The 23,090-nt window shown below is 62.9% G+C and carries 23 protein-coding genes and 1 pseudogene; 9 read left to right on the top strand and 15 right to left on the bottom strand.

The window, feature by feature from the left end; translation table 11 throughout:
* Positions 1–79: 79 nt before the first annotated feature.
* Both parE and AC0L2H_RS12640 read left to right on the top strand, forming a co-directional pair.
* Positions 80–2,134, top strand: a complete 2,055-nt coding sequence (gene parE, locus AC0L2H_RS12645) for a DNA topoisomerase IV subunit B (RefSeq protein WP_473590531.1) — start codon at positions 80–82, stop codon at positions 2,132–2,134.
* Between the two features lie 35 nt (positions 2,135–2,169).
* Positions 2,170–2,707, top strand: a pseudogene (locus AC0L2H_RS12640) (FUSC family protein); the annotation flags it as partial.
* A gap of 203 nt (positions 2,708–2,910) precedes the next feature.
* Here the strand turns inward: AC0L2H_RS12640 and AC0L2H_RS12635 are convergent.
* The 3 genes from AC0L2H_RS12635 to AC0L2H_RS12625 form a co-directional block, all read right to left on the bottom strand.
* Entirely contained in the window at positions 2,911–3,372 is a 462-nt protein-coding gene (locus AC0L2H_RS12635; RefSeq protein ID WP_473590729.1) for a hypothetical protein, read from the bottom strand.
* Positions 3,365–3,652 (bottom strand): nucleotidyltransferase family protein, encoded by a 288-nt coding sequence (locus tag AC0L2H_RS12630; protein ID WP_473590530.1) that lies wholly within the window; start codon positions 3,650–3,652, stop codon positions 3,365–3,367. The genes AC0L2H_RS12635 and AC0L2H_RS12630 overlap by 8 nt, the downstream gene beginning before the upstream one ends.
* Positions 3,653–3,782: 130 nt before the next feature.
* Positions 3,783–4,904 carry a DUF2336 domain-containing protein gene (locus AC0L2H_RS12625; RefSeq protein ID WP_473590529.1) on the bottom strand — a complete coding sequence of 374 codons (1,122 nt, stop codon included), beginning with the start codon at positions 4,902–4,904 and terminating at the stop codon, positions 3,783–3,785.
* A 153-nt stretch (positions 4,905–5,057) separates the two neighbouring features.
* On the opposite strand from AC0L2H_RS12625, the gene AC0L2H_RS12620 reads away from it, so the two are divergent.
* Both AC0L2H_RS12620 and AC0L2H_RS12615 read left to right on the top strand, forming a co-directional pair.
* Entirely contained in the window at positions 5,058–5,510 is a 453-nt protein-coding gene (locus tag AC0L2H_RS12620; protein ID WP_473590528.1) for a MaoC family dehydratase, read from the top strand.
* Positions 5,511–5,513: 3 nt separating this feature from the next.
* Positions 5,514–6,395, top strand: coding sequence for an HpcH/HpaI aldolase/citrate lyase family protein (locus AC0L2H_RS12615; RefSeq protein ID WP_473590527.1), 882 nt, complete (start codon positions 5,514–5,516; stop codon positions 6,393–6,395).
* 16 nt (positions 6,396–6,411) lie between these two features.
* Here the strand turns inward: AC0L2H_RS12615 and AC0L2H_RS12610 are convergent, their stop codons facing one another.
* On the bottom strand, positions 6,412–7,020 hold the full coding sequence (locus tag AC0L2H_RS12610; protein ID WP_473590526.1) for a flavin reductase family protein: 609 nt from the start codon (positions 7,018–7,020) through the stop codon (positions 6,412–6,414).
* Positions 7,021–7,022: 2 nt separating this feature from the next.
* Positions 7,023–7,607 (bottom strand): nitroreductase family protein, encoded by a 585-nt coding sequence (locus tag AC0L2H_RS12605; protein ID WP_473590525.1) that lies wholly within the window; start codon positions 7,605–7,607, stop codon positions 7,023–7,025.
* A 175-nt stretch (positions 7,608–7,782) separates the two neighbouring features.
* Between AC0L2H_RS12605 and AC0L2H_RS12600 the strand changes: the two genes are divergently transcribed.
* Entirely contained in the window at positions 7,783–8,748 is a 966-nt protein-coding gene (locus AC0L2H_RS12600) for a hypothetical protein (protein ID WP_473590524.1), read from the top strand.
* Between the two features lie 37 nt (positions 8,749–8,785).
* On the opposite strand, the gene AC0L2H_RS12595 is transcribed toward AC0L2H_RS12600, so the two are convergent.
* From AC0L2H_RS12595 to AC0L2H_RS12575, 5 genes are all read right to left on the bottom strand, one after another.
* Positions 8,786–9,727 (bottom strand): lysophospholipid acyltransferase family protein, encoded by a 942-nt coding sequence (locus AC0L2H_RS12595; RefSeq protein ID WP_473590523.1) that lies wholly within the window; start codon positions 9,725–9,727, stop codon positions 8,786–8,788.
* An 86-nt stretch (positions 9,728–9,813) separates the two neighbouring features.
* On the bottom strand, positions 9,814–11,787 hold the full coding sequence (gene thrS, locus AC0L2H_RS12590) for a threonine--tRNA ligase (protein ID WP_473590522.1): 1,974 nt from the start codon (positions 11,785–11,787) through the stop codon (positions 9,814–9,816).
* Positions 11,788–11,955: 168 nt separating this feature from the next.
* On the bottom strand, positions 11,956–12,774 hold the full coding sequence (gene blaOXA / locus AC0L2H_RS12585; protein ID WP_473590521.1) for a class D beta-lactamase: 819 nt from the start codon (positions 12,772–12,774) through the stop codon (positions 11,956–11,958).
* Positions 12,775–12,923: 149 nt separating this feature from the next.
* Complete coding sequence (gene yidD, locus AC0L2H_RS12580) at positions 12,924–13,298, bottom strand: membrane protein insertion efficiency factor YidD (protein ID WP_473590520.1); 375 nt, start codon at positions 13,296–13,298, stop codon at positions 12,924–12,926.
* A gap of 83 nt (positions 13,299–13,381) precedes the next feature.
* A complete protein-coding gene (locus tag AC0L2H_RS12575; RefSeq protein ID WP_473590519.1) occupies positions 13,382–13,546 on the bottom strand; it encodes a hypothetical protein in 165 nt (54 codons plus the stop codon).
* A gap of 92 nt (positions 13,547–13,638) precedes the next feature.
* On the opposite strand from AC0L2H_RS12575, the gene AC0L2H_RS12570 reads away from it, so the two are divergent.
* Positions 13,639–14,550: a LysR substrate-binding domain-containing protein gene (locus AC0L2H_RS12570; RefSeq protein ID WP_473590518.1), complete on the top strand. Its 912-nt coding sequence runs from the start codon at positions 13,639–13,641 to the stop codon at positions 14,548–14,550.
* Here AC0L2H_RS12570 and AC0L2H_RS12565 read toward each other — a convergent pair.
* Positions 14,547–14,993, bottom strand: coding sequence for an iron-sulfur cluster assembly scaffold protein (locus AC0L2H_RS12565; protein WP_473590517.1), 447 nt, complete (start codon positions 14,991–14,993; stop codon positions 14,547–14,549). The genes AC0L2H_RS12570 and AC0L2H_RS12565 overlap by 4 nt on opposite strands.
* A gap of 241 nt (positions 14,994–15,234) precedes the next feature.
* On the opposite strand from AC0L2H_RS12565, the gene folE reads away from it, so the two are divergent.
* The 3 genes from folE (at position 15,235) to AC0L2H_RS12550 (ending at position 17,422) form a co-directional block, all read left to right on the top strand.
* Positions 15,235–15,867, top strand: a complete 633-nt coding sequence (gene folE / locus AC0L2H_RS12560; protein ID WP_107648015.1) for a GTP cyclohydrolase I FolE — start codon at positions 15,235–15,237, stop codon at positions 15,865–15,867.
* A gap of 36 nt (positions 15,868–15,903) precedes the next feature.
* Complete coding sequence (hisI, locus tag AC0L2H_RS12555; RefSeq protein WP_473590516.1) at positions 15,904–16,362, top strand: phosphoribosyl-AMP cyclohydrolase; 459 nt, start codon at positions 15,904–15,906, stop codon at positions 16,360–16,362.
* Positions 16,363–16,459: 97 nt separating this feature from the next.
* On the top strand, positions 16,460–17,422 hold the full coding sequence (locus tag AC0L2H_RS12550; protein ID WP_473590515.1) for a patatin family protein: 963 nt from the start codon (positions 16,460–16,462) through the stop codon (positions 17,420–17,422).
* Positions 17,423–17,502: 80 nt separating this feature from the next.
* Here AC0L2H_RS12550 and recJ read toward each other — a convergent pair whose 3' ends face one another.
* From recJ to AC0L2H_RS12530, 4 genes are all read right to left on the bottom strand, one after another.
* The gene (recJ, locus tag AC0L2H_RS12545) at positions 17,503–19,287 is read right to left on the bottom strand and encodes a single-stranded-DNA-specific exonuclease RecJ (protein WP_473590514.1); all 1,785 of its coding nucleotides are present in this window, start codon (positions 19,285–19,287) and stop codon (positions 17,503–17,505) included.
* Between the two features lie 78 nt (positions 19,288–19,365).
* Complete coding sequence (glpX, locus tag AC0L2H_RS12540; protein WP_473590513.1) at positions 19,366–20,349, bottom strand: class II fructose-bisphosphatase; 984 nt, start codon at positions 20,347–20,349, stop codon at positions 19,366–19,368.
* A gap of 142 nt (positions 20,350–20,491) precedes the next feature.
* Positions 20,492–21,805: a homoserine dehydrogenase gene (locus tag AC0L2H_RS12535; RefSeq protein WP_473590512.1), complete on the bottom strand. Its 1,314-nt coding sequence runs from the start codon at positions 21,803–21,805 to the stop codon at positions 20,492–20,494.
* Positions 21,806–21,851: 46 nt separating this feature from the next.
* Entirely contained in the window at positions 21,852–23,069 is a 1,218-nt protein-coding gene (locus tag AC0L2H_RS12530; protein ID WP_473590511.1) for an LL-diaminopimelate aminotransferase, read from the bottom strand.
* Positions 23,070–23,090: the final 21 nt, after the last annotated feature.

Below are 23,090 nucleotides of genomic sequence, written 5' to 3'. Positions count from 1 at the left end.
ACAGGAACCTCCGTCGCCTGCCCGCGAAAAGCGTGGCAGTATCGGCAGGTGATTCGCAGCATCGCAATCCAGGACCAGCATGGACGACAGCAACGATCTTTTCGGCAATATGGACAAGCAGCCGCAGCCGGTTCGCACACCGGCGCGCCCGGCGGACCCGCTGGTGCAGGCCACCAGGCGTGCTGCCGCGACCAAGGATGGCAGCGAGGGCTATAGTGCCGCCGACATCGAGGTTCTGGAAGGGCTGGAGCCGGTACGGCGCCGCCCCGGCATGTATATTGGCGGCACCGACGACAAGGCGATGCACCATCTGTTCGCCGAAGTCATCGACAATTCGATGGACGAGGCGGTCGCCGGCCACGCGACCTTCATCGATGTCGAACTCTCCGCCGACGGCTATCTCACAGTTACGGACAATGGCCGCGGCATACCGGTCGATCCACACCCGAAATTCAAGAAACCGGCGCTCGAAGTCATCATGACGACGCTGCATTCGGGTGGCAAGTTCGATTCGAAGGTCTACGAAACGTCGGGCGGCTTGCACGGCGTCGGCGTTTCCGTGGTTAACGCGCTGTCGGACCATCTCGAGGTCGAAGTCGCGCGGGGACGCCAGCTTTATCGGCAAAAATTCTCGCGCGGCATTCCGGTCACCGGCCTGGAGCATCTCGGCGAGGTGCACAACCGCCGCGGCACCAAAATCCGTTTCCATCCGGACGAACAGATCTTCGGCAAGGGCGCCGCCTTCGAGCCGGCGCGGCTCTATCGCATGACGCGCTCGAAGGCCTATCTGTTCGGTGGCGTCGAGATCCGCTGGACCTGCGATCCGTTGCTGATCAAGGAAAAAGATCCGACGCCGGCCAAGGCCGAGTTCCACTTTCCGGGCGGCCTCAAGGACTATCTGAAAGCCTCGCTCGGCGATGAATTCCAGGTCACCCGCGAAGTCTTTGCCGGCAAGAGCGACAGGCAAGGCGGCCATGGCTCGCTCGAATGGGCGGTGACCTGGTTCGGCGGCGACGGCTTCCTCAACTCCTACTGCAACACCATCCCCACCGGCGAAGGCGGCACCCACGAGGCCGGCTTCCGCAACGTGCTGACGCGGGGCTTGCGTTCCTACGCCGATCTCGTCGGCAACAAGCGCGCTTCGATCGTTACGTCGGAGGACGTCATGATCTCGGCGGCCGGCATGCTGTCGGTGTTCATCCGCGAGCCGGAATTCGTCGGCCAGACCAAGGACAGGCTGGCGACGATCGAGGCAATTCGGATCGTCGAGACCGCCATCCGCGACCCCTTCGACCATTGGCTGGCCGATAATCCGCAGGAAGCCTCGAAACTGCTCGAATGGGTGATCGCGCGCGCCGACGAGCGGGTACGCCGACGCCAGGAAAAGGAAGTGTCGCGCAAGAGCGCGGTGCGCAAATTGCGGTTGCCCGGCAAGCTCGCCGACTGCACCCAGAATGCCGCTGCCGGCGCCGAGCTCTTCATCGTCGAGGGCGATTCGGCCGGCGGCTCGGCGAAACAGGCGCGCGACCGCGCCAGCCAGGCCGTGTTGCCGCTGCGCGGCAAGATCCTCAACGTCGCCAGCGCCGGCAACGACAAGCTCGCCGCCAACCAGCAGATTTCAGACCTGATCCAGGCATTGGGCTGTGGCACGCGTTCAAAGTACCGCGACGAGGATCTGCGCTACGACCGGGTCATCATCATGACCGACGCCGATGTCGATGGCGCCCACATCGCTTCTCTGCTGATCACCTTCTTCTATCAGGAGATGCCCGATCTGGTTCGCGGCGGCCATCTCTATCTTGCGGTGCCACCGCTTTACTCGATCCGGCAAGGCGGCAAGGTCGCCTATGCCCGCGACGATGCGCACAAGGACGAGCTTCTGCGCACCGAATTCACCGGACGCGGCAAGGTCGAAATCGGCCGCTTCAAGGGGCTGGGCGAAATGATGGCGGCCCAGCTCAAGGAAACGACCATGGACCAGAGGAAGCGCACGCTGCTCAGGGTCGATGTGATCGACGCTGAGGCCGCGACCAAGGATGCGATCGACGCGCTGATGGGCACCAGGCCGGAAGCCCGTTTCCGCTTCATCCAGGAACGCGCCGAATTCGCAGCGACAGAAGTGCTGGACATCTGAAATAGCCGCTTCCATTCAAATGCGGAGATGAGCATGTGACCTGGGACTGGCTGCGCAGCGATCTCGCCGCAAGGCTCGCCAGCCTCACGCGGCCGACCCGGTCGGACTGGATTTTCGCCCTGCGCACGTATCGGCCGGGTTGATCGCGCTTCTTTGCGCGCGCTCAAGCTCGACCATCCGCAATGGGCAATGATGACGGTCTTCATCGTCGCCCAGCCAGTCGCCGGCATGGTGCTGGCAAAGGGCTTTTACCGGCTGCTCGGCACGCTTGCCGGCGGTCTGGTGGCGATCGGCGTCACCACCCTTTTTGGCGACAATCCCTGGCTGCTGGTCACGATCCTGGCGATCTGGATTGGCCTTTGCACGCTGGTTTCGTCGCTGCTGCGCAATCCGGAAGCCTATGGCGCGGCTCTTGCCGGCTATACCGCGATGATCATCGGCCTGCCGGCTTTCGGACAGCCCCGCCTTGTCGTCGATCTCGCCGTGGCGCGTTGCGCGGAAATCGTGCTCGGCATCGTCTGCGCCGCGCTGACCAGCCGATTGATCCTGCCGAAACTGGCGGCTTGCGCGCTCCAGCTTCCCGTTCCGCTCGTGAGCGGCAGCAGCCGGCGCGGACGGCGACGATTGCCGTCGCAAGGCAATATGCGACAGGTATCGCCGAGCGCGGCGACACGGCCGAGATGCCGCAGGTTGCGGCCTCGTTGCGCATCATCGCCGCGGCGCTTGAGGATTTTCCCGATTTTTTTGCGAACGAGCGCCTCTAGTCATTGCCAGCTTCATTCCCCGCGAGGCGGCTTTCGCATTGGCGCGACCAGTTGGGCCGGCTTTGTTTCATCGGCAAGATCTACTCCGAAGTGTCTCGCGACGCGCAAGATAAGGTTGGCGACGTCGTCGATGGCTTGCTGAAGTTTTGCCTTGTCGGGGGTACGAGGTATCTGGCCCGAAGGTAATGTGTAGCGAAAAGTGGTCGCGTAAGCCTCCAGCCAAACGACCGACTTCAATGCGGCTTTCTCCGCATGATCATCCGGAAATCGCCTTACAATTTTGTCGAGCTGATGTGCATCGTGACGCTCGATGTGAATGGCCTCCGAAGTCGCCAGCGCCCGGATAACCTGCTCGATCCCCTGTTCGCCCAAATAGGCGGCATTACGGGATCCGGTTTCAGCCAGAAGACGCGCATCCCTGATGCACCCATTCGCCAACCGAAGCGCGCTGGCAATGGTCTGGTGGTCAGACATCCAGTCGACGCCCGTCCCGAGCAACGTCATATGCGATCGTATTCCGTGAATCCCAACTTGCAGCCAATTCGCTCGACGTGGTGGAGAGAATTGTAGCGGGAATTCCGACTTCGTTCTGAATCATCCAGCCGACGAGAGGGTCGAGCAGTTCCGGTTTGGCGTCGTCAGGCAAGGCAACGAGAATATCCCAGTCGCTGTCAGGTCGATTGTCACCCCGCGCCCGGCTGCCGAATAGCCATATGGAATCGGGATTCAAGCGAACCTTGATCTCGTCGATCAACGGCTTGATTTCGGCCGGAACCCGGAGGCGCTTTGATGCAAAATGGCGCATGCCCAAACATAATAGTAATTTTTCGCGCTCACAACACAGCGGAATCGCGACCGACCCAGCTATCCCATTGAACTTGGCGTTAGGCCGCCGCGATCGCCAGCGCATGGCCGCGCGCGTTTTCGCGCAGTGCGTCGAGATGGATCGACTTCACCAACCCGGCAAGATCGCCTTGCGCCGACTGCCCGCCGAGTTCCTTCAGCATCAGCCAGCTGACCTCCTGCACGCCGGCGATGCGCTTGCCATTGGCAACCTCGCGCCAGACCTTCAGCGCGCGCAGGATAATGGCGTGGATTGCCGCGGCAAGTCCTGCGCTGCGAAACAGCGCCTGCAAAGCCACATCATGCCCACCGGCCAGCAGCGCCCTCACCCGTTGTTCGGACTGCTGGCTGAGCGCAACCAGCGCCGAGCCGAAGAAATCGACCTTGCCATGCGCGATGGTGCGAATGAGGAAGCTTGCCGTCAGGTCGCCACGCAGGCGCAGGTGCTCGATCAGGGCTGCGTGCTCTTCCTGGCGCGTGCCTTCGATCAGCGTCACCGAAGCCCTGACGCAGGCGTCGCGCATGACGCGTTCAGCTCTTGCCGAGCCCATCAGCGCCAGCACCAACGGCGACCCCTTGAGGGTTTCACCAAGTTTTATCAGCAGCATATGCCGGCAGTCGGCCGGTAGCCGTGCATCCGATATCAGCGCTTCGCGCATCTGAGGCAAATGACCATGCCGCTCGACCATGCGGCGAAAGCTGAGCGAAGCGATGTCGGCGCCGCTATTGGCGAGCAGCGTGGCGCAGGCTTCCGGTTCGCCGATCTCGGCGACTGCCGCCGCCACCGCCATCGAGACGACAGGCCGGTCGGCGATCAATTTCTGCGTCGCCTTCTGGCCGCTCGCGACCCGGTCGATCAAATCGGCATCGGTGAGCAGCGGCGAACGCGCCAGCACCAGGCTGGCCACTTCCGGCTGGTCGGACGCCAGCGCGCTGATGATCTGCAGCGGCGCGTGGTGGCTCATCGACAGCGCCTCGGCAATCGCCAATCGCACCTTCGACGAGGCGTCGTCGAGCAGCAACGTCAGCGCGGCCTCGGCGGCGCAACGATCCTCGAAAGGCAGATCGGAATTGATATAGGCGCGGGCCAGCGCGCTGGCTGCCGCAGCGCGTTCCGAGACCCGCGCGGTGTCAATCCATTTCAGGAAATGCGAAACAACCATGCCGTCCGCTGCGCCCCCAGCCCGAGTCCGTTCCCGCCCTTGGGTAGACCGTAGGCAGAAATGGTTTACGAACGGTTCACCATGTTTGTTAACTGGCTTGCGAGCTTGGTTTGCAGCGCCTATCAACCCCTGAGCAGTGGAGGAGATAGACACATGGCCGGCCTTTATCTGGAAGAATTCGTCGTCGGCCGTGTCTTCCAGCACACGCTGCGCAAGACCGTCACCGAAAGCGACAACATGCTGTTTTCGGTGATGACGCTGAATCCACAGCCGCTGCATATCGATTTCGACTTCGCCGCCAAGAGCGAATGGGGCAAGCCGCTGGTCAATTCGCTGTTCACGCTGGGCTTGATGATCGGCATTTCGGTGAACGACATCACTGTCGGCACCACCATTGCCAATCTCGGCATGAAGGAGACGGTGTTTCCACATCCGGTCTTCCATGGCGACACCATCCGCGTCGAGACCACCGTGATCTCGGCGCGGGAATCGAAATCGAAGCCGGACCGCGGCATCGTCGAGTTCGAACACCGCGCCTACAACCAGAATGACGTGCTCGTCGCTAAGTGCCTGAGGCAGGCGATGATGATGAAGAAGGCGGCCTGAACCATGCGTTCGCTGCTCTTCGTTCCCGGCGATTCGGAAAAGAAGCTGGAGAAGGGGTTTGGCGCTGGCGCCGACGCGGTCATCGTCGACCTCGAGGATTCCGTGGCGTCCGGGAACAAGCCGGCGGCGCGCGACATCGCGGCGCGCTTCATTGCCGCCCATCGGCATCAGGCCACGGCGGCGATCTATGTCCGGGTCAACGATCTGTCGAGCGGGCTGACCGACGACGATCTCGCGGCACTTGTTCCGGCCAAACCCGACGGCATCATGCTGCCGAAGTCGAACGGCGGTGAGGATGTCCAGCAGCTTTCGGCAAAACTGAGGGTGCACGAAGCCGAAAGCGGCCTGCCGGACGGCGCGATAAGAATTCTGCCGATCATCACAGAAACGGCGGCAGGCGTGCTGGCGGCCGCGACCTACGCCAAGGTCAGCGCGCGGCTTGCCGGCATCACCTGGGGGGCGGAGGATCTGTCGGCGGCGATCGGTGCCCGCACGGCGCGCGACGACAATGGCCGCTACACCGATCTGTTCCGCTTTGCCCGAACCATGACCACCCTTGCCGCGGGTGCGGCGGAGGTCGCCGCGATCGACACGGTCTTCCCCGGTTTTCGCGACATGGCCGCCTTGGAGGCCGAATGCGCCGAGGCCGAGCGCGACGGTTTCACCGGCAAGATGGCGATCCATCCGGCGCAGGTGCCGGTCATCAACGCCGCCTTCACGCCATCGACTGAGGCCGTTCAGCATTCCGCTGCCCTGGTTGCCGCATTTGAGGCGGCGGGAAACCCCGGTGTCGTCGGCATCGATGGCAAGATGTACGACCGGCCACATCTTCGGCTCGCCGAACGGCTTCTGGCACGAGCCAGGGCGGCTGGCGTTTTGGCCTGATCCTTTCCCTCCAGCGCTATTCTTTTCCCCACCGGGGCCGGCGCATCGAGAAGATCTCGTTGACGCTCGAATAGTCCATATAGCCGAGACGGCCGACATTGCCCGCCTTGACGATATCGAACCTGCCGTCGTTCAGGAAAGCGTCGTCGATATGGACGCCGACGACTTCGCCGGCAACCACCACGGCGCCTGTCGATGTTCCGTCCAGCGCTTTCGGGCGAAGGATCTCGGTCACCCGGCATTCGAGCGCCGCGGGCGCTGCCGCCACGCGCGGCGGCGCGACAAGGCGCGACGGCGCCATGGCCAGATCGGCATAGCCGAATTCGCTGATGCCGCGCGGCGCGTCGACAGCCGTCCGGTTCATTTTCTCCGCCAACTCGCGACTGACCAGATTGGCGACGAACTCGCCCGTTTCCTCGGCAAAGGTGGCGCTGTCCTTCTCGCCTTCGGACGAGAACCAGACAAGGAAGGGCCGGGTCGAAAAGGCGTTGAAGAAGGAATAGGGCGCGAGATTGATCCTGCCTTGCCTATCCACTGTCGAGATCCAGCCGATCGGGCGCGGCGCCACGATCGCCTTGGACGGATCATCCGGCAGCCCGTGCCCTTTCGACGGCTCGTAGAACATCTCTATTCCACCCAGGGTCCCTGATAGTCGGCATAGAGTTTCGCCGCATCCGGGCGCGGCCGCTCCGGCGCTGGCCCTTGATAGGAGCCGATATGGACAAAGCCGACAACGAGCTCATGCGGCGCCAGCCCCAGCAACGCCCTGCCCTCGGGCACGTCTGAATACCAGTTGCTGATCATATTGGTGCCGTAGCCCAGCGCATTGGCCGATATCATCAGGTTCATCGCCGCCATGCCGCCGGACAGGAACATTTCCCATTGCGGGATTTTCGGGTTCTCCTTCGGGCTCGACACCACGCCGATCACCAGCGGCGCGCGCGAAAAGCGCGCCAGTTCCTGGTTGCGGCGGCCTTCGGGCAGCGGCCCCTCGCGCTGTTCGGCAAGGGCCGCCAGTTTCTTGCCGATCTCGATGCGGGCCTCGCCCCGGTAGAGGATGAAGCGCCAGGGTTCCAGCCGGCCATGATCCGGCACCCGTGTAGCAGCGGCAATCATTGTCGCGATGTCGGCCTCGCTGGGCGCCGGCTCCTTCAACTCCGGAATCGGCGCGGAGTTTCGGGTCAGCAGAAAGTCGATGATCGGCGACGCCATGGGTGCAAGTCTCCTGGAATTTGAGCTGAAGCACGCCATCGCGACATCGGGCGGCTTGGGCAGTGGCGCGGACGCGCCGGATGAAAGAATCCTTTAGACCGAAACATGGCCCAGCAGAAGCGATCCGGACTCTTAAGCCTTGAAATTGCCACCGCCTTGGGCTTCAACGCAAGGCATGTTTGAGGGGATGCTGCGTCTTTTCCTGGTCTGGCTCGGTGTGGCCCTGTTCATGGTGCCGGCTGCATCCGCCATCGCGCAGGATGCGGACGGCATTGGCAATCTGAAGCTTCCCGGGATTTCCAGCTACGCGAGGCCGAAAAGCGAGACATCGCTGGCTTTGGGAAGCAGCGGCGCGATCACGCTGTCGGCGCAACTGACCGACAAGGGCGCCGACATCACGCGCGGCATCGTCTGGCGTGTCTTCAAGCCTGAAACAGCAAGCGACGGCAAGCTGCCGATGGTCGCTTCCGCCCATGGCGGCACCGCCGTGTTTCAGCTCGAGCCCGGCAGCTATCTGGTCCATGCCTCCTATGGTCGGGCCGGCGCCACCAAGCGCATCACCGTCGGCAAGGACGCCAAGCGCGAGAGCCTGGTGCTTGATGCCGGCGGCCTCAAGCTCGACGCCGTGCTGTCGGGCGGAGCGCGCATCCCGCCGAAAAAGCTGCGCTTTTCGATTTACGAGGACCATGCCGAAGCCAATGGCGACCGTGCGCTGATCATCCCCGACGTCGAGCCGAACAGCGTCGTGCGGCTCAACGCCGGCGTCTACCATGTCGTTTCGACCTATGGCGCTGTGAATGCGGTCATTCGCTCCGACATCCGCGTCGAGGCCGGCAAGCTGACCGAAGCGACCGTCGAGCATCGCGCGGCAGAGATGACGATGAAGCTGGTGCGCGAGGCCGGCGGCGAGGCGATCGCCGACACCTCATGGTCGCTGCTCAATGAATCCGGCGACCCTATCAAGGAAACCGTCGGCGCCTTTGCCTCGATGGTGTTGGCCGAGGGCGACTACACCATCATCGCCAAGAATCGCGACCGTATCTACCAGAAGGATTTTACGGTCGTGGCCGGACAGAACAAGGAAATCGAGGTCCTGGCCTCGGATGCCTCGGCGATCGATCCCGAGGAAGGCGCGGACTGAGGCGATTCCGCTTTTCGTTGAATCGCAAAGTTGCAACTCAGGCCGCGAGCTTCGTCCGCCCCGGCAGGAACGGAAGCTTCTTCCGCCGCGCTTCGACCGGCGCCAGATCGAACACGCCGCGATAGAGACGGTCGAGCAGCATCTTGCGGTCGCGCAGAGGCTCCAGCTCTTCCCAAGTCAGCGCGTCGCCGACGCGCACGTCGATCGACTTGCCGGAGAGGCGCGCGAATTCACGGATGAGCAGCGACGTGCGCAGCGTCAGCGAGGCCTTGCCGACGAACTTCGCCACGCGGCCGTCACGCTCGGCCATGTTCATCGGGCCGCTAACCAGATGGAACAGCCGACCGTTCTGACCGGAAAAATGCATCGGAATGACCGAGGCCCTGGCATCCTGGACGAGACGGGCCGGAAACATCTTCCATGGCAGGTCGCGCGCCCGGCCGAACCCCTTCGGCGCGGTGGCGACGCCGCCGGCTGGAAAGACGACGATGGTAACGCCCTCTTTCAGCAGCCGCACCGCCTCATGGCGCACCGCCATATTGTTCTTGAGCGCATCCTTGGTTTCGGAAAAGTCGATCGGCAGCGAATAGGGCTCCATCTCGCTGATCTTGAGCAGATCCTTGTGGATCATGACACGAAACGGGCGCCTAAGCTGCTCGGCCAGCGAGAGCACGGCTATGCCGTCGCCGATGCCAAACGGATGGTTGGCGACGATCACCAACGGCGTGTCGGGCAGCCTAGCCGGCGGCCACTGATCGGCGGTCCGCACCCGGACGTCGATCAGTTCCAGCATGCGGCTGAACACGCGCTCGCCGGTTGGCACCACGTGACGGCGCCAGAAATCGTAGAGCGCAGCATAGCGGTCGCGCCCGGACAGGCCTTCGATCGAATGGATGAACCAGCGCGTCAATGCCGGCTGATGCGGGCTGGCATAGGAAAGTTCGGGAAACGGTCTTTCGCGCGGTCTCAGCTTCAGCATTGCGGCTTTTTAAACTCACGCCGTGACAGGGATGTGAAAATGGCGGTGGATCGCTCCACCGCCATTTCGTTGTGACTGTGAGGAGATCAGGCCGCGCGGCGTCTGCGGTCGGGCGTGACCGCCTCATCGGAAAGCAGCTTCACGGCTTCGACGAGACCAAGCGATTCCTGATCGCGCGAACCCAGGCGGCGGATGTTGACCGTCGCTTCCTCGGCCTCGCGCTTGCCGCAGACGAGGATGACAGGGACTTTGGCCAGGCTGTGCTCGCGGACCTTGTAGTTGATTTTCTCGTTGCGCAGATCGGCTTCCGCCTGGAGACCCGCCGCCTTCAGCTGCGCAACGACCTTTTGGGCGTAGTCATCGGCATCGGAGGTGATCGTCGCCACCACAACCTGCAATGGCGCGAACCACAGCGGGAAATGACCGGAATAGTTCTCGATCAGGATGCCGAGGAAGCGCTCCATCGAGCCGCAGATGGCGCGGTGCACCATGACGGGCTGTTTCTTCTCCGAATCCGAACCGATGTAGAAGGCGCCGAACCGTTCCGGCAGGTTGAAGTCGACCTGCGTGGTGCCGCATTGCCATTCGCGGCCGATAGCATCCTTCAGCACATATTCGAATTTAGGGCCGTAGAAGGCGCCCTCGCCCGGATTGATAGAAGTCTTGATGCGATTGCCGGACTGTGTGCGGATCGTCTCCAGCACACTGCCCATGATCGCCTCGGCATGATCCCATGCCTCGTCGGTGCCGACTCGCTTGTCCGGGCGCGTCGACAATTTCACGCTGATCTCGTCGAACCCGAAATCGGCATAGGTCGACAGGATCAGATCGTTGATGCGCAGGCATTCCGAGGCCAGTTGCTCTTCGGTGCAGAAGATATGCGCGTCGTCCTGCGTGAAGCCGCGCACGCGCATCAGCCCATGCAGCGCGCCGGACGGCTCGTAGCGATGCACATTGCCGAATTCCGCAAGCTTTACCGGCAGATCGCGGTAGGATTTCAACCCGTGCTTGAATATCTGCACGTGGCCCGGGCAGTTCATCGGTTTCAGCGCGAAGACCCGGTCGTCGTCGGTATCGTCGCCAGCGACGGTCACCTTGAACATGGCGTCGCGGTACCAGCCCCAGTGGCCCGACGTCTCCCACAGGCTCTTGTCCAGGACCTGCGGCGCGTTAACCTCCTGATAGCCCTGCTCGTCAAGCCGGCGGCGCATGTAGTTGACCAGGTTCTGGAACATCTTCCAGCCCTTGGCGTGCCAGAAGACGACGCCCGGCCCCTCTTCCTGGAAGTGGAACAGGTCCATCTCGCGGCCAAGCTTCCTGTGGTCGCGCTTCTCGGCTTCCTCCAGCATCGTCTGATAGGCATCGAGCTGCGCCTGGTCGGCCCAGGCCGTGCCGTAGATGCGCGTCAGCATCGGGTTGTTGCTGTCGCCGCGCCAATAGGCGCCAGCCACCTTCATCAGCTTGAAGGCGTTGCCAATCTGCCCGGTAGAGGCCATATGCGGGCCGCGGCAGAGGTCGAACCAGTCGCCTTGGGCATAGATCTTGAGATCCTGGTCTTCGGGAATGGCGTCGATCAGCTCCAGCTTGTAGCGCTCGCCCTTGTCGGCGAACACCTTCTTCGCCTTGTCACGAGACCAGATTTCCTTGGTGAACGGCTTGTTGCGCTGGATGATCTCGCGCATCTTCTTCTCGATCACCGGGAAATCGTCAGGCGTGAACGGTTCGTTGCGGGCAAAGTCGTAGTAGAACCCGTTCTCGATCACCGGCCCGATGGTCACCTGCGTTCCCGGCCAAAGTTCCTGCACGGCTTCGGCCAACACATGCGCAGCGTCGTGGCGGATGAGTTCAAGCGCGCGCGAATCCTCGCGGGTGATGATCTCGACCTTGCCGGACTTGCCGAGCGGGTCACCGAGATCGCGCATGACGCCGTCGATCGAATAGGCGACGGCCTTCTTGGCCAGCGACTTCGAGATCGATTCCGCCAGGCCGGCGCCGGTCATCGCCGCGTCATAGTCGCGGACGGAGCCATCGGGAAATGTCAGGGAAACGGAATTCAGCACGTTCTTCTCCTATCCAGTCCCGCAAACGAGCGCGGGTGGTGAAATGCATGTCGCCCAAAAGTGCAAAGCGGTTTTGGGGTAACGACATGCATAAGGTAAATGCCGGATGCGTCCGGTGGCGGCAGCCTTTTAGGGGTAGATTCCGACGCCGTAAAGCGCCCGTTCCGCCTATTTGATGAAGCCAGGCAGCTCTTTCAAGAACGCTGCGCGCGTCGCTAGGCCCTTCGGCATGTCGGTCCGCTTCGTATCAACGAGGAGCCGGGCAAACACGATCCGGCGGTCGTCCTTCTCAGCCCAGCCGACGAACCAGCCAAGCGAGCGTCTGTCCGCGCCACCACTACCGAGCCTGGTGCTCCCGGTCTTGCCCTGCACGGTCCAGCCGTCCGTCTGGAAGCTCGGAATGATCGCTTTGGCCATCTGATGCGCCCTGACCGAAACCGGCATTTTGCCGGCAAGCAGCCGGCGCAGGAAAGCGATCTGCTCGACAGGCGATATTTCGAGCGAGGAATTCACCCAGGAATTTGTGAGGCTGTCATTCTTGCCGGCGTTGCCGGAGACATCCATGTTGCCATAGCCGAACTTCGTCACATATCCGGCAAAGCGCTCGGCTCCGAGCCGGCGCGTGATTTCACGGGAATACCAGAGGACGGAATCGCGCTCCCAGATCGTGGGGTCGACGGTTTTCCGGTCCCGCTTCACCGCCTTGAACTCGGGCTTGTAGTCCCAGCTTGGCGTGTGCTCGGCGCTCAGAATGCCGGAGTCATAGCCAATGAGGGCTAACGGCACTTTGAAGGTCGACGCCGGGCTGAAGCGCTGGTCGCAAACGCCGTCCCGGTAGAGCGTCTCGCCGCTCACCGCATCCTGGATCAGCGTGCATTCGACGTCGCCGAGCGGCGCCGACTGCGCCCGCATCGGGAAACCAAGAAACCAGGCCAGAAGAAAAAGAACGATCGCAAAAACGAAGGGACGGCGGTCTATCTGGCGCATGCAAAGCTCTTTCCTGGCGGGGACACCAGAAACGGCTTAGCGAGGCGACTTGTCTCGATTTTGTCTCAAATTCGCAGTCTTTGTGCAGGCTGATGTTAACCCTACCAGATCGTAAAAGCCCGGCCGGCGCTGAAATCCTGGGGATGCAGTCAGACCCCGGATTCGCCGGGCTTCCTACCGATCTGCCAATACCGCCAGGGCATGAACCAGCGATAGCGATCGGCCAGTGCCTCCGGCACGCGATCGATGCCATGCGTGCCGAACGGCCCGCAGCGCAGCACCCGGAAAAGTCCCATCCAGCTGCCGGCCCACAGGCCGTGGCGGGCGATCGCCTCATGCGCGTATTCGGAGCAGGTTGGCAGGTGCCGGCACGAATTGCCGACAAAACCCGACAGCGTCAGTTGATAGAGCCGAACCAGCGACGTGCCGAGGACACGGCCCGGCGTCTTGCGCCACGGACCGGGCCAGTTGCGCCCGCGCCGTGCGGCCAATGCAGCATGTGCGTGCTGATGCTCGTTGCTCATCGCGATCCGGATCGTCTTCCTGTCGTCGATAGATGTGGACATTGGCCGGGGAAAGCAATGTCTCTTCGGCTCCTCGACGGCATTCAACGATGGCGCGGATACGCGCGGCCCGTCGGATGGGTCCGCTGAGGCGAACCTGTTTCGGTTCGCCAATTTCCACCGGACTCCATACGCGTCGGTCTTGGCGGCTGGTACTGAAACGTCACGATCCGCATCACGTCGCCGAAGATATCCAGAAATTCGCCCATGGCCGTATCTCCTTTGACGCCGATTAGACCGCTGCTGGCCTTCGTCCTCAAACGAGTATAATTTCCGCCTCAGATAACTCTGGGTTATGCGAATGAAGCGTGGGCGGCTTCCACTGACGGCATTGAGAAGTTTCGAGGCCGCCGGCCGGCACCTGAGCTTCAGCCGCGCCGCCGAGGAGCTGTTTGTCTCGCAGGCAGCAATCAGTCGCCAGATAAGGGAACTGGAGACGCTCATCGGCAAGCCGCTGTTCGAGCGACTTCATCGCAAGGTCGAGTTGACGGAAGCGGGGCAAACCCTCCTTGCTCAACTGACCGCCAGTTTCGATGATATCGACCGTCGGCTGTCGCAAATTGTCAGCAAGCCAACCCAGAGCCAATTAACGGTCAGTGTCGAACCGTCCTTTGCCGGCGAGTTCCTGGTACAGCGTCTCAACTCGTTTCGGGAACGGCATCCCGATATCGACATTTCGATCGATGCGGAATCCCGGCTTATCGAATTCCGCGGACACGAAGCAGAGATCGCAATTCGCTATGGAGCGAGCGCCCGGTCCTGGCCACGCACTGAAGCGCGGCATTTGGTCGACGTTCTGGTGACGCCAGTCCTGACTTCCGCATTGCTCGCGTCTGGCGCCCCGCTGACATCTCCTGCCGACCTGCGCCACTATACGTTGCTCCATGACTACAATCGCGACGGCTGGGCGAGGTGGTTTCAGGCGGTAGATCTTCCAGATCTCGCGCTTCAGAGAGGACCATTGTTTACGGATGCAGCCCTTGCCATGCAGGCCGCGAAGCTCGGGCATGGCGTCGCGTTGGGTGATCGCATCCTGAACGGCGCCGATCTTCGAGCCGGTCTCCTGATCCGTCCATTTGAGATGGAAGTGCCTTATGGCTCGTATTGGCTTGTCGCTGCTGATTTCCAACGCCTCAGCCAGCCAGCAAAGACTTTTGCAGACTGGCTTTTCGAGGAACTCCGCGCATGGCCGACCGAAACGGAACCTGATTAGGCCGCCTGTTCCGCCCGCTTCTTCTCGATCTGGCCGATAGCGTCGACCACGGCATCGAAGGTCAGCATGGTCGAGGCGTGGCGCGCCTTGTAATCGCGCACGGGTTCCAGATATCTGAGGTCGGCGAAACGGCCTTGCGGCGGCGCGCCGTTCTCCTTCAGCATCTTCAGCATCGTCTCGCGAACGCCGCGCAATTCATCCGCGCTGGCGCCGACGACATGCTCCGCCATGATCGAGGAGGACGCCTGGCCGAGCGCACAGGCCTTCACGTCATGCGCGAAATCGGTGACGATACCGTCAGCCATCTTCAGATCGACGGTCACCGTCGAGCCGCACAGTTTGGAATGCGCTCGCGCCGTCGCATCGGGATGTTCGAGCCGGCCGATCCGCGCGATGTTTCCGGCAAAACCCAGAATTTTCGCATTGTAGACGTCGTCGATCATATTTTTCCAATCTGTCGCCGCCAAGCGAACAGCGATTGCCGCTGATGTGTCTTTCATTCGCTCGGCACGACCATATATAATGCTGGCAGTCGGGCATCGACAAGGCAACCAAGGGCCATGTCTTTGCTCAAATCAGTTCACGCCGCTTGCGAGCTGGAAACCGGGCGATTTTCCAAGCACGAAAGGTCGTGGTCCGTTCAACTCGTTCCTCCCGGGAGAGGAACTACGGGAGACGCCTTTAATGGATGCCGTCATCAAGAAGCTCATGCCCCAGTCCGCCTATATGGAAAAGCCGGTTACCGACCGGCCGAGCGAAGCCGAGGTCGAGGCTGCGGTGCACACGCTTTTGCGCTGGACCGGCGACAACCCGGACCGCGAGGGCCTGATCGACACCCCGAAGCGCGTCACCAAGGCGTTCCGCGAAATGTTCAACGGCTATGACATGTGCCCGGCCGATGAGCTCGGCCGCACCTTCGAGGAAGTCGCCGGCTATGACGACCTCGTCATTGTCAAGGACATCACCTTCCACTCGCATTGCGAACATCACATGGTGCCGATCATCGGCAAGGCGCATGTCGGCTATCTGCCGGACGGCAAGGTTGTCGGCCTGTCCAAGATCGCGCGCGTCGTCGATATCTTCGCGCATCGCCTGCAGACGCAGGAAGCGATGACCGCGCAGATCGCCGGCGTCATCCAGGACGTGCTCAATCCGCGCGGCGTCGCCGTCATGCTCGAGGCCGAGCATATGTGCATGGCCATGCGCGGCATCCGCAAGCAGGGTTCCACCACGCTGACCTCGACCTTCACCGGCATCTTCAAGGATACGCCCGAGGAGCAGGTCCGATTCGTCACCATGGTGCGCGGCGGCGCCTGATCAGCGCCCGCCGGTTGTACAAAACAAGGACCGGCGATGTCGGCAGTGGAATTCCCGCAAGCTCCATCTGACAAGAAGGCACTGGAGGAAGGCGCGGTCTTTTCGCCGCGCTTCGATGCCCATGGCCTCGTCACCGTCGTCGTCACCGATGCCGAAGACGGCATGCTGCTGATGGTCGCGCACATGAACGCCGAGGCGCTGGCGCTGACGCTCGAAACCGGCATCGCTCATTACTGGTCGCGCTCGCGCAAGGCGCTGTGGAAGAAGGGCGAAACCTCCGGCAATGTCCAGAATGTCGTCGAGATGCTCACGGATTGTGACCAGGACGCGATATGGTTGCGCGTCAAAGTGTTGGGCCACGACGCAACTTGTCACACTGGCCGGCGTTCCTGCTTTTATCGGACGGTGGGGTTGATCGACGGCAAGGGGACGCTTGCCAGCGACGGCAGCAAGCCGCTGTTCGATGCGGAAAAAACGTATCGAAAGCCCAAATGAACCATCCATATGAACCATTCGCTGCCTTGCCGTCACGTATATTCATGATTTCGATACGGCCCGCCTCTATATTAGCAGTGGGACAAGGGAGATTGTGATGCTCGAATGGGCGTCATTGCGCAACAGACCGGATGTCAGGGAAGCCAACGGTCCCTCCTCGTCCGGCGGAGCATCCGAAACGAAGCCCGCCAGGAGAACCGGCATTTCATTGGCGTTGGGCGGCGGCTGCGCGCGCGGCTGGGCCCATATCGGCGTGTTGCGCGCGCTCGACGAGGCTGGCATCGAAGTGTCGATGATCGCCGGCACGTCGATCGGCGCGCTGGTCGGCGGCTGCTATCTCTCAGGCAAGCTGGACGCGCTGGAAGAATTCGCCCGAAGCCTGACCAGACGGCGCATCTTTGGTCTCCTCGATCTCAATCTGCGCGGCAGCGGCCTGTTCGGCGGCATGAAGCTCGATGCAAGGCTGCGCGAGCACATTGCCGGGGTTCGTTTCGAGGATTTGCCGAAGCCATTCGTCTGCGTCACCTCGGAGATCCGCACCGGCCATGAAATCTGGCTGTCGAGCGGTTCGCTGACCACGGCCATGCGCGCTTCCTACGCCTTGCCCGGCGTGTTCGAACCGGTCAATTGCAACGGGCGCGTTCTGGTCGACGGCGCGCTGGTCAATCCGGTGCCGGTCTCGGTCTGCCGTGCCTATGAGCAGCCGCTCGTCGTCGCGGTCAATCTTCACTACGATCTGTTCGGCCGCGCCGCCGTCATCAAGCACAGTGCCGGCGAACTGGTCGTCGAGAAGGATGCGCCGGGAGCCGGCCAGGTCGACAGCGGGTACCAGTCCCGGCTCGGCATCACCGGCGTCATGGTCGAAGCCTTCAACATCATCCAGGACCGCATTTCGCGCGCGCGGCTTGCCGGTGATCCGCCCGACATGTCGCTGCAGCCTAAGCTCAGCCATATCGGCCTGACCGAATTCCACCGCGCCGACGAGGCGATCCGCATCGGCTATCAGACGACGATGAGTCAAATCGAGGAACTGACCAGGCTGCAGACCGTTCTGGCCTAAAACCGGGATCCCGGACCGCAGGTCCGCGCGAGCGAAAAGCGGGCGCCGGTTTTCGGAAAGATCACGTTCAGGCAAAACACTCAGGCACGCGCGGCATCGATGATGCGGAACTGCACCGTGCGGTTGCCGTTCCAGTGATTGCCCGACAGCGAACCGGCGACATGCACCGTCTTGCCCCTGTTCTTGAACAGGAATTCGCCGAGTGCGGTATCGACGGCGCGAAAGGCGATCGCCTGGATGCGGCCGCCGCTTTCCGACTGCAATTCGGCGCGGATGTGATTGGTGCCGACCGCTCGTGCATCGACCAGCCGGTGGCGCGGCAGCGCAAAGACCGGCGCGACATGCCCTGCTCCGTACGGACCCGCCTTCTCCAGCGCGTCGAGCAGGTCGAGCGTCGCGCCCTCGGCGGACAGGGCACCGTCGATGGCCAGGCTTTCCTCGCCCTGCAGCCGGAACACGTCCGCCGCCGCGCGTTCCTCGAAGAACGCCCTGAGCACGCCGAGTTTTGCCCGCTCCACGGTGATGCCGGCGGCCATGCCGTGACCACCGCCCTTGACGATCAGCCCGGCGTCGGCCGCCTCGCGGACCAACCGTCCCAGGTCGAAGCCCGACACCGAGCGGCCCGAACCCGTGCCGACGCCATTGGCGTTGAAGGCGATGGCGAAGGCGGGCCGGCGCGCATGGTCCTTGAGCCGTGAGGCAAGCAGGCCGACGATGCCGGGATGCCAATTGGAGCTGGCGGTGACGACAATGGCCGGGCCGCTGCCGCCGGCAAGCTCGGCATCGGCCTCGACGCGCGCCGCCGCCAGCATCTCCTGCTCCATCAACTGCCGCTCCTGATTGAGCCGGTCGAGCGTCTCGGCGATGGCGCCGGCCTCGACCGGATCGTCGGTCGCCAGCAGACGGCTGCCAAGTGCTGCATCGCCGATGCGCCCACCGGCATTGATGCGCGGGCCGATCAGATAGGCAAGGTGGAAGGTGCTGACCGGCTCGCCGATGCGCGAGACCCGCGCCAGCGCCGCCAGCCCCTCGTTGCGCTGCTGGCGCGCCATCTGCAGCCCCTTGACCACGAAGGCGCGGTTGACCCCGGTGAGCGGCACCACATCGCAAACGGTGGCCAGCGCCACGAGATCGAGCAAGGCAAGCAGGTCCGGCGGCGCCGCGTCCGGTAGCAGGCCGCGCAGGACCCTCGCCGTCTGCACCAGGGTGAGGAAGACGACACCCGCCGCACAAAGATGGCCCTGGCCCGAAAGATCGTCCTCGCGATTGGGATTGACGACCGCATTTGCCGCCGGCAATGGCCCGCCGACCTGATGGTGATCGAGCACCACGACATCGGCGCCGGCCTGCCTCGCCGCATCGATGGAGACGGCGCTGTTGGTGCCGCAATCGACGGTGACGATCAGCGTCGCGCCGCGCGATACGAGCTCGCGCATGGCTTCCGGATTGGGACCGTAACCCTCGAAGATGCGGTCCGGTATGTAGATCTCCGACGGCACCGAGAAATGCGAGAGGAACCGCTTGAGCAGCGCCGACGAGGCCGCGCCGTCGACATCGTAGTCGCCGAAGACCGCCACCTTCTCCCTGGCCATGATGGCGCCGGCGATGCGCGCGGCGGCCTTGTCCATGTCGGTCAGCGAAGCCGGGTCCGGCAAAAGGTCGCGGATGGTCGGATCGAGGAACCGCTCGGTCTGCTCGGCACTCACGCCGCGCCCGGCAAGAACGCGCGCGACGATGTCAGGCACGCCGTGGCCTTGCGCTATGGCGAGCGCGGTCATGTCCTGCCGTTCGGTCAACCGGTGCTCCCAGGAGACACCAGTGGCCGACTGCCTGACATCGAGGAAAATACGTCTTTCGCCCGTCACGCGGCGCGCCGTCTGCAAATTGTCATTTCTCACAATATGCGACGGCTCTCACAATATGCGACGGCTAAATCTGGCGAATCAGAACTTTTCCAGATCCTGGTGGCGCGCCTTGATCTCGCGCACGGTGCGCGACGACGAGCGCAGCACGATCGTGTGCGTAGTGATGGAATTGCGGCCGAACTTGACGCCGGCCAGCATGTTGCCGTCGGTCACACCGGTGGCCGCGAACAGCACGTCGCCGCGCGCCATGTCCTGCGTGCGATAGACCCGCTTTGGATCGGAGATGCCCATCTTCGCCGCGCGCGCCACTTTTTCCGGCGTGTCGAGGATCAGCCTCCCCTGCATCTGGCCGCCGGTGCAGCGCAGAGCAGCAGCCGCCAGCACACCCTCCGGCGCGCCGCCGGTCCCGAGATAGATGTCGATGCCGGTCTCGTCCGGGTCGGTGGTGTGGATGACGCCGGCGACATCGCCATCGCCGATCAGCCGGATCGCGGCGCCCGTGGCGCGCACTGCCTCGATCAACTTGCCATGGCGCGGCCGGTCGAGGATGCAAGCGGTGATCTCCGATACCGGCACACCCTTGGCCTTGGCCAGGCTGGCGATGTTTTCGGCCGGCGAGGCGTCGATATCGACGACACCGTCAGCGTAGCCCGGGCCGATGGCAATCTTGTCCATGTAGACATCGGGCGCGAACAGCAGACTGCCCTTTTCCGCGATCGCGATGACGGCCAGCGCATTGGGCAGGTTCTTGGCGCAGATCGTCGTGCCTTCCAGCGGATCGAGCGCGATATCGACCGCCGGGCCTTTGCCGGAGCCGACTTCCTCGCCGATATACAGCATCGGCGCCTCGTCGCGCTCGCCCTCGCCGATCACCACCGTGCCCTTGATGGAAAGACGATTGAGTTCCTGGCGCATGGCATCGACCGCGACCTGGTCGGCGGCCATTTCGTCGCCGCGTCCGCGCAATCGGGCGGCCGCGACCGCGGCGCGTTCGGTGACACGCACCAGTTCCATGGTGAGTATCCGGTCAAGACCGGCGACGATGCTCTGGGCCACATTCATCGGTGGAAAATCCTCGTTGGCACATTGCCTCCCGCCAGAAGCGGCGCTCCTTGTGTCAAAGCTCCATGACAACAGCAAGACCTGGCCGGGTCTTTTTTGAAAAAGCAACGATATCAATCGATTAAAGAAGAAGGGTAGATTTCTACCCCGCCCGCTCGATGCGGATCACCTGCGGCTTGTCGGTCAGATGGCCGTCCTTGGTGATGCCGTCGACGGCCTTGCGCACCGCAGCCTCGGTCGTCTCATGGGTGACGAGGATGACCGTCTTCTGGGCTTCGGTTTCCGGACCGGCGGCGTGCTGCACGATCGATTCCAGCGAAATGTCGTTGTCGGCCATGCGCTTGGCTATCGCGGCGAAGACGCCGATACGGTCATGCACGGTCAGCCGGATGAAATAGCCGCCGGCATGGCTGCGCATCTGTGCCTTCTTGTAGGGCTTCAACTCCTTCGTCGGCCGGCCGAACACCGGACCGTGCTGGAAACCCGGCCGGCTCTTGGCGATGTCGGCAATGTCGCCGATGACAGCCGAGGCGGTGGCGTTGCCGCCGGCGCCGGGACCGGAGAGCAGGAGTTCACCCAGAATATCGGTTTCGATCGCGACGGCATTGGTGACGCCATGCACCTGCGCGATGACCGAGGCCGTCGGCACCATGGTCGGATGCACGCGCTGTTCGATGCCGCTTTCCGTGCGCTGGGCGACGCCGAGCAATTTTATCCGGTAGCCGAGATCGGCGGCCGCGCGGATGTCGGCCTGGCTGATGTTGGAGATGCCTTCCATGTAGATGTCGTTGGCGGCGATCCTCGTGCCAAAGGCGAGGCTGGTCAGGATCGACAGCTTGTGCGCGGTATCGTGTCCTTCGATGTCGAAGGTCGGATCGGCCTCGGCATAACCCAGCCGTTGCGCATCCTTCAGGCAGGCGTCGAAGGACAGGCCCTCGGCCTCCATGCGGGTCAGGATATAGTTGCAGGTGCCGTTGAGGATGCCGAAGACGCGCGTGATCGAATTGCCGGCCATCGCCTCGCGCATCGTCTTGATGACCGGAATGCCGCCTGCCACCGCCGCCTCATAGTTGAGCAGCACGCCTTTCCTCTCGGCGATCTCGGCAAGCGCCACGCCGTGCTTGGCGAGCAGCGCCTTGTTGGCGGTGACGACGTGCCGGCCGGATTCAAGCGCCCCTTTCACCGACGATCGCGCAGTTCCCTCGTCGCCGCCGATCAACTCGACGAAGACATCGATATCGGCGGTCTGCGCCATCTTCGTCGCGTCGTCGAACCATTTGGCCGCGCCGAGGTCGACGCCGCGGTCACGCTTTGGATCGCGGGCCGAAACGGCCGACACGACGATGTCGCGTCCGCACTGGCGCGTCAGTTCCGCCGCCTTGTCGCGCAGCACGCGCGCCACCGACGCGCCGACGGTGCCGAGGCCGGCAATTCCAACACGCAACGCTTCAGCCATGTCCGGCGACGCCCCTCAAGATTCGGTTCGATAATGTCAGGCAAACTCAGCGATGCGCGGCGAGCGGCACCACATTGTTCGGCTGCTTGGCGCTGGACGCCAGGAAGCGCTTGATGTTGCGCGCCGCCTGGCGGATCCGGTGCTCGTTTTCGACCAGCGCGATGCGCACATGATCGTCGCCATGCTCGCCGAACCCGACACCCGGCGCCACCGCCACATCGGCGTGTTCGATCAGAAGCTTGGAGAATTCAAGCGACCCGAGATGACGAAACGGTTCGGGTATCGGCGCCCAGGCGAACATCGACGCCGCCGGTGCCGGAATGGTCCAGCCGGCACGGCTGAAGGCGTCGACCATGACGTCGCGGCGCTTGTGATAGATGTCGCGCACCTCGGCGATGTCGGCGCCGTCGCCGTTCAACGCATGTGCCGCGGCCACCTGGATCGGCGTGAAGGCGCCGTAGTCGAGATAGGATTTTACACGCGTCAGCGCCGAGATCAGCCGTTCGTTGCCGACCGCGAATCCCATGCGCCAGCCGGGCATGGAGAAGGTCTTCGACATCGAGGTAAACTCGACCGCCACATCGATCGCGCCCGGCACCTGCAGCACCGAGGGCGGCGGATTTCCGTCGAAATAGATCTCCGAATAGGCAAGGTCCGACAGGATGATGATGTCGTTCTTCCTGGCGAAGGCGACAACGTCCTTGTAGAAATCGAGCGAGGCGACCAGCGCTGTCGGGTTCGACGGATAATTGAGGATCAGCGCCAGCGGCTTAGGGATCGAATGGCGTATGCCGCGTTCGAGCGCCGGAATGAAGCCGTCATCCGGCTCGACCTGCAGCGAGCGGATGACGCCGCCCGACATGATGAAGCCGAAAGCGTGAATCGGATAGGTCGGATTGGGGCACAGGATCACGTCGCCGGGAGCGGTGATCGCCTGCGCCATATTGGCGAAGCCTTCCTTCGAGCCCAGCGTCGCCACCACCTGCGTGTCCGGGTCGAGCTTCACACCGAAACGGCGGGCATAGTAATTGGCCTGGGCGCGACGCAGGCCCGGAATGCCGCGCGACGACGAATAACGATGCGTGCGCGGATCGCGCACGACCTCGCACAATTTGTCGACGATCGCCTTCGGCGTCGGCAGGTCCGGATTGCCCATGCCAAGGTCAACGATGTCGGCGCCACGCGAGCGGGCGCTGGCCTTCAGCCGGTTGACCTGCTCGAAAACATAAGGCGGAAGCCGGCGAACCTTGTGAAATTCTTCCATGGCAGTTCCAGACGTTGGCAA

This window comes from Mesorhizobium sp. WSM4871 (genome assembly GCF_055811295.1).
The sequence above is the reverse complement of the archived record's forward strand: the minus strand, read 5'-3'. Positions and strand labels throughout refer to the sequence as shown.

Bases quoted from the DNA above. Each gene is read 5' to 3' on its own strand.
- parE (WP_473590531.1), top strand. From the start codon at position 80: ATGGACGACAGCAACGATCTTTTCGGCAATATGGACAAGCAGCCGCAG.
- AC0L2H_RS12635 (WP_473590729.1), bottom strand. From the start codon at position 3,372: ATGTCTGACCACCAGACCATTGCCAGCGCGCTTCGGTTGGCGAATGGG.
- AC0L2H_RS12625 (WP_473590529.1), bottom strand. From the start codon at position 4,904: ATGGTTGTTTCGCATTTCCTGAAATGGATTGACACCGCGCGGGTCTCG.
- AC0L2H_RS12620 (WP_473590528.1), top strand. From the start codon at position 5,058: ATGGCCGGCCTTTATCTGGAAGAATTCGTCGTCGGCCGTGTCTTCCAG.
- AC0L2H_RS12615 (WP_473590527.1), top strand. From the start codon at position 5,514: ATGCGTTCGCTGCTCTTCGTTCCCGGCGATTCGGAAAAGAAGCTGGAG.
- AC0L2H_RS12610 (WP_473590526.1), bottom strand. From the start codon at position 7,020: ATGTTCTACGAGCCGTCGAAAGGGCACGGGCTGCCGGATGATCCGTCC.
- AC0L2H_RS12605 (WP_473590525.1), bottom strand. From the start codon at position 7,607: ATGGCGTCGCCGATCATCGACTTTCTGCTGACCCGAAACTCCGCGCCG.
- AC0L2H_RS12600 (WP_473590524.1), top strand. From the start codon at position 7,783: ATGTTTGAGGGGATGCTGCGTCTTTTCCTGGTCTGGCTCGGTGTGGCC.
- AC0L2H_RS12595 (WP_473590523.1), bottom strand. From the start codon at position 9,727: ATGCTGAAGCTGAGACCGCGCGAAAGACCGTTTCCCGAACTTTCCTAT.
- blaOXA (WP_473590521.1), bottom strand. From the start codon at position 12,774: ATGCGCCAGATAGACCGCCGTCCCTTCGTTTTTGCGATCGTTCTTTTT.
- yidD (WP_473590520.1), bottom strand. From the start codon at position 13,298: ATGAGCAACGAGCATCAGCACGCACATGCTGCATTGGCCGCACGGCGC.
- AC0L2H_RS12575 (WP_473590519.1), bottom strand. From the start codon at position 13,546: ATGGGCGAATTTCTGGATATCTTCGGCGACGTGATGCGGATCGTGACG.
- AC0L2H_RS12570 (WP_473590518.1), top strand. From the start codon at position 13,639: ATGAAGCGTGGGCGGCTTCCACTGACGGCATTGAGAAGTTTCGAGGCC.
- AC0L2H_RS12565 (WP_473590517.1), bottom strand. From the start codon at position 14,993: ATGATCGACGACGTCTACAATGCGAAAATTCTGGGTTTTGCCGGAAAC.
- folE (WP_107648015.1), top strand. From the start codon at position 15,235: ATGGATGCCGTCATCAAGAAGCTCATGCCCCAGTCCGCCTATATGGAA.
- hisI (WP_473590516.1), top strand. From the start codon at position 15,904: ATGTCGGCAGTGGAATTCCCGCAAGCTCCATCTGACAAGAAGGCACTG.
- AC0L2H_RS12550 (WP_473590515.1), top strand. From the start codon at position 16,460: ATGCTCGAATGGGCGTCATTGCGCAACAGACCGGATGTCAGGGAAGCC.
- glpX (WP_473590513.1), bottom strand. From the start codon at position 20,349: ATGAATGTGGCCCAGAGCATCGTCGCCGGTCTTGACCGGATACTCACC.
- AC0L2H_RS12535 (WP_473590512.1), bottom strand. From the start codon at position 21,805: ATGGCTGAAGCGTTGCGTGTTGGAATTGCCGGCCTCGGCACCGTCGGC.
- AC0L2H_RS12530 (WP_473590511.1), bottom strand. From the start codon at position 23,069: ATGGAAGAATTTCACAAGGTTCGCCGGCTTCCGCCTTATGTTTTCGAG.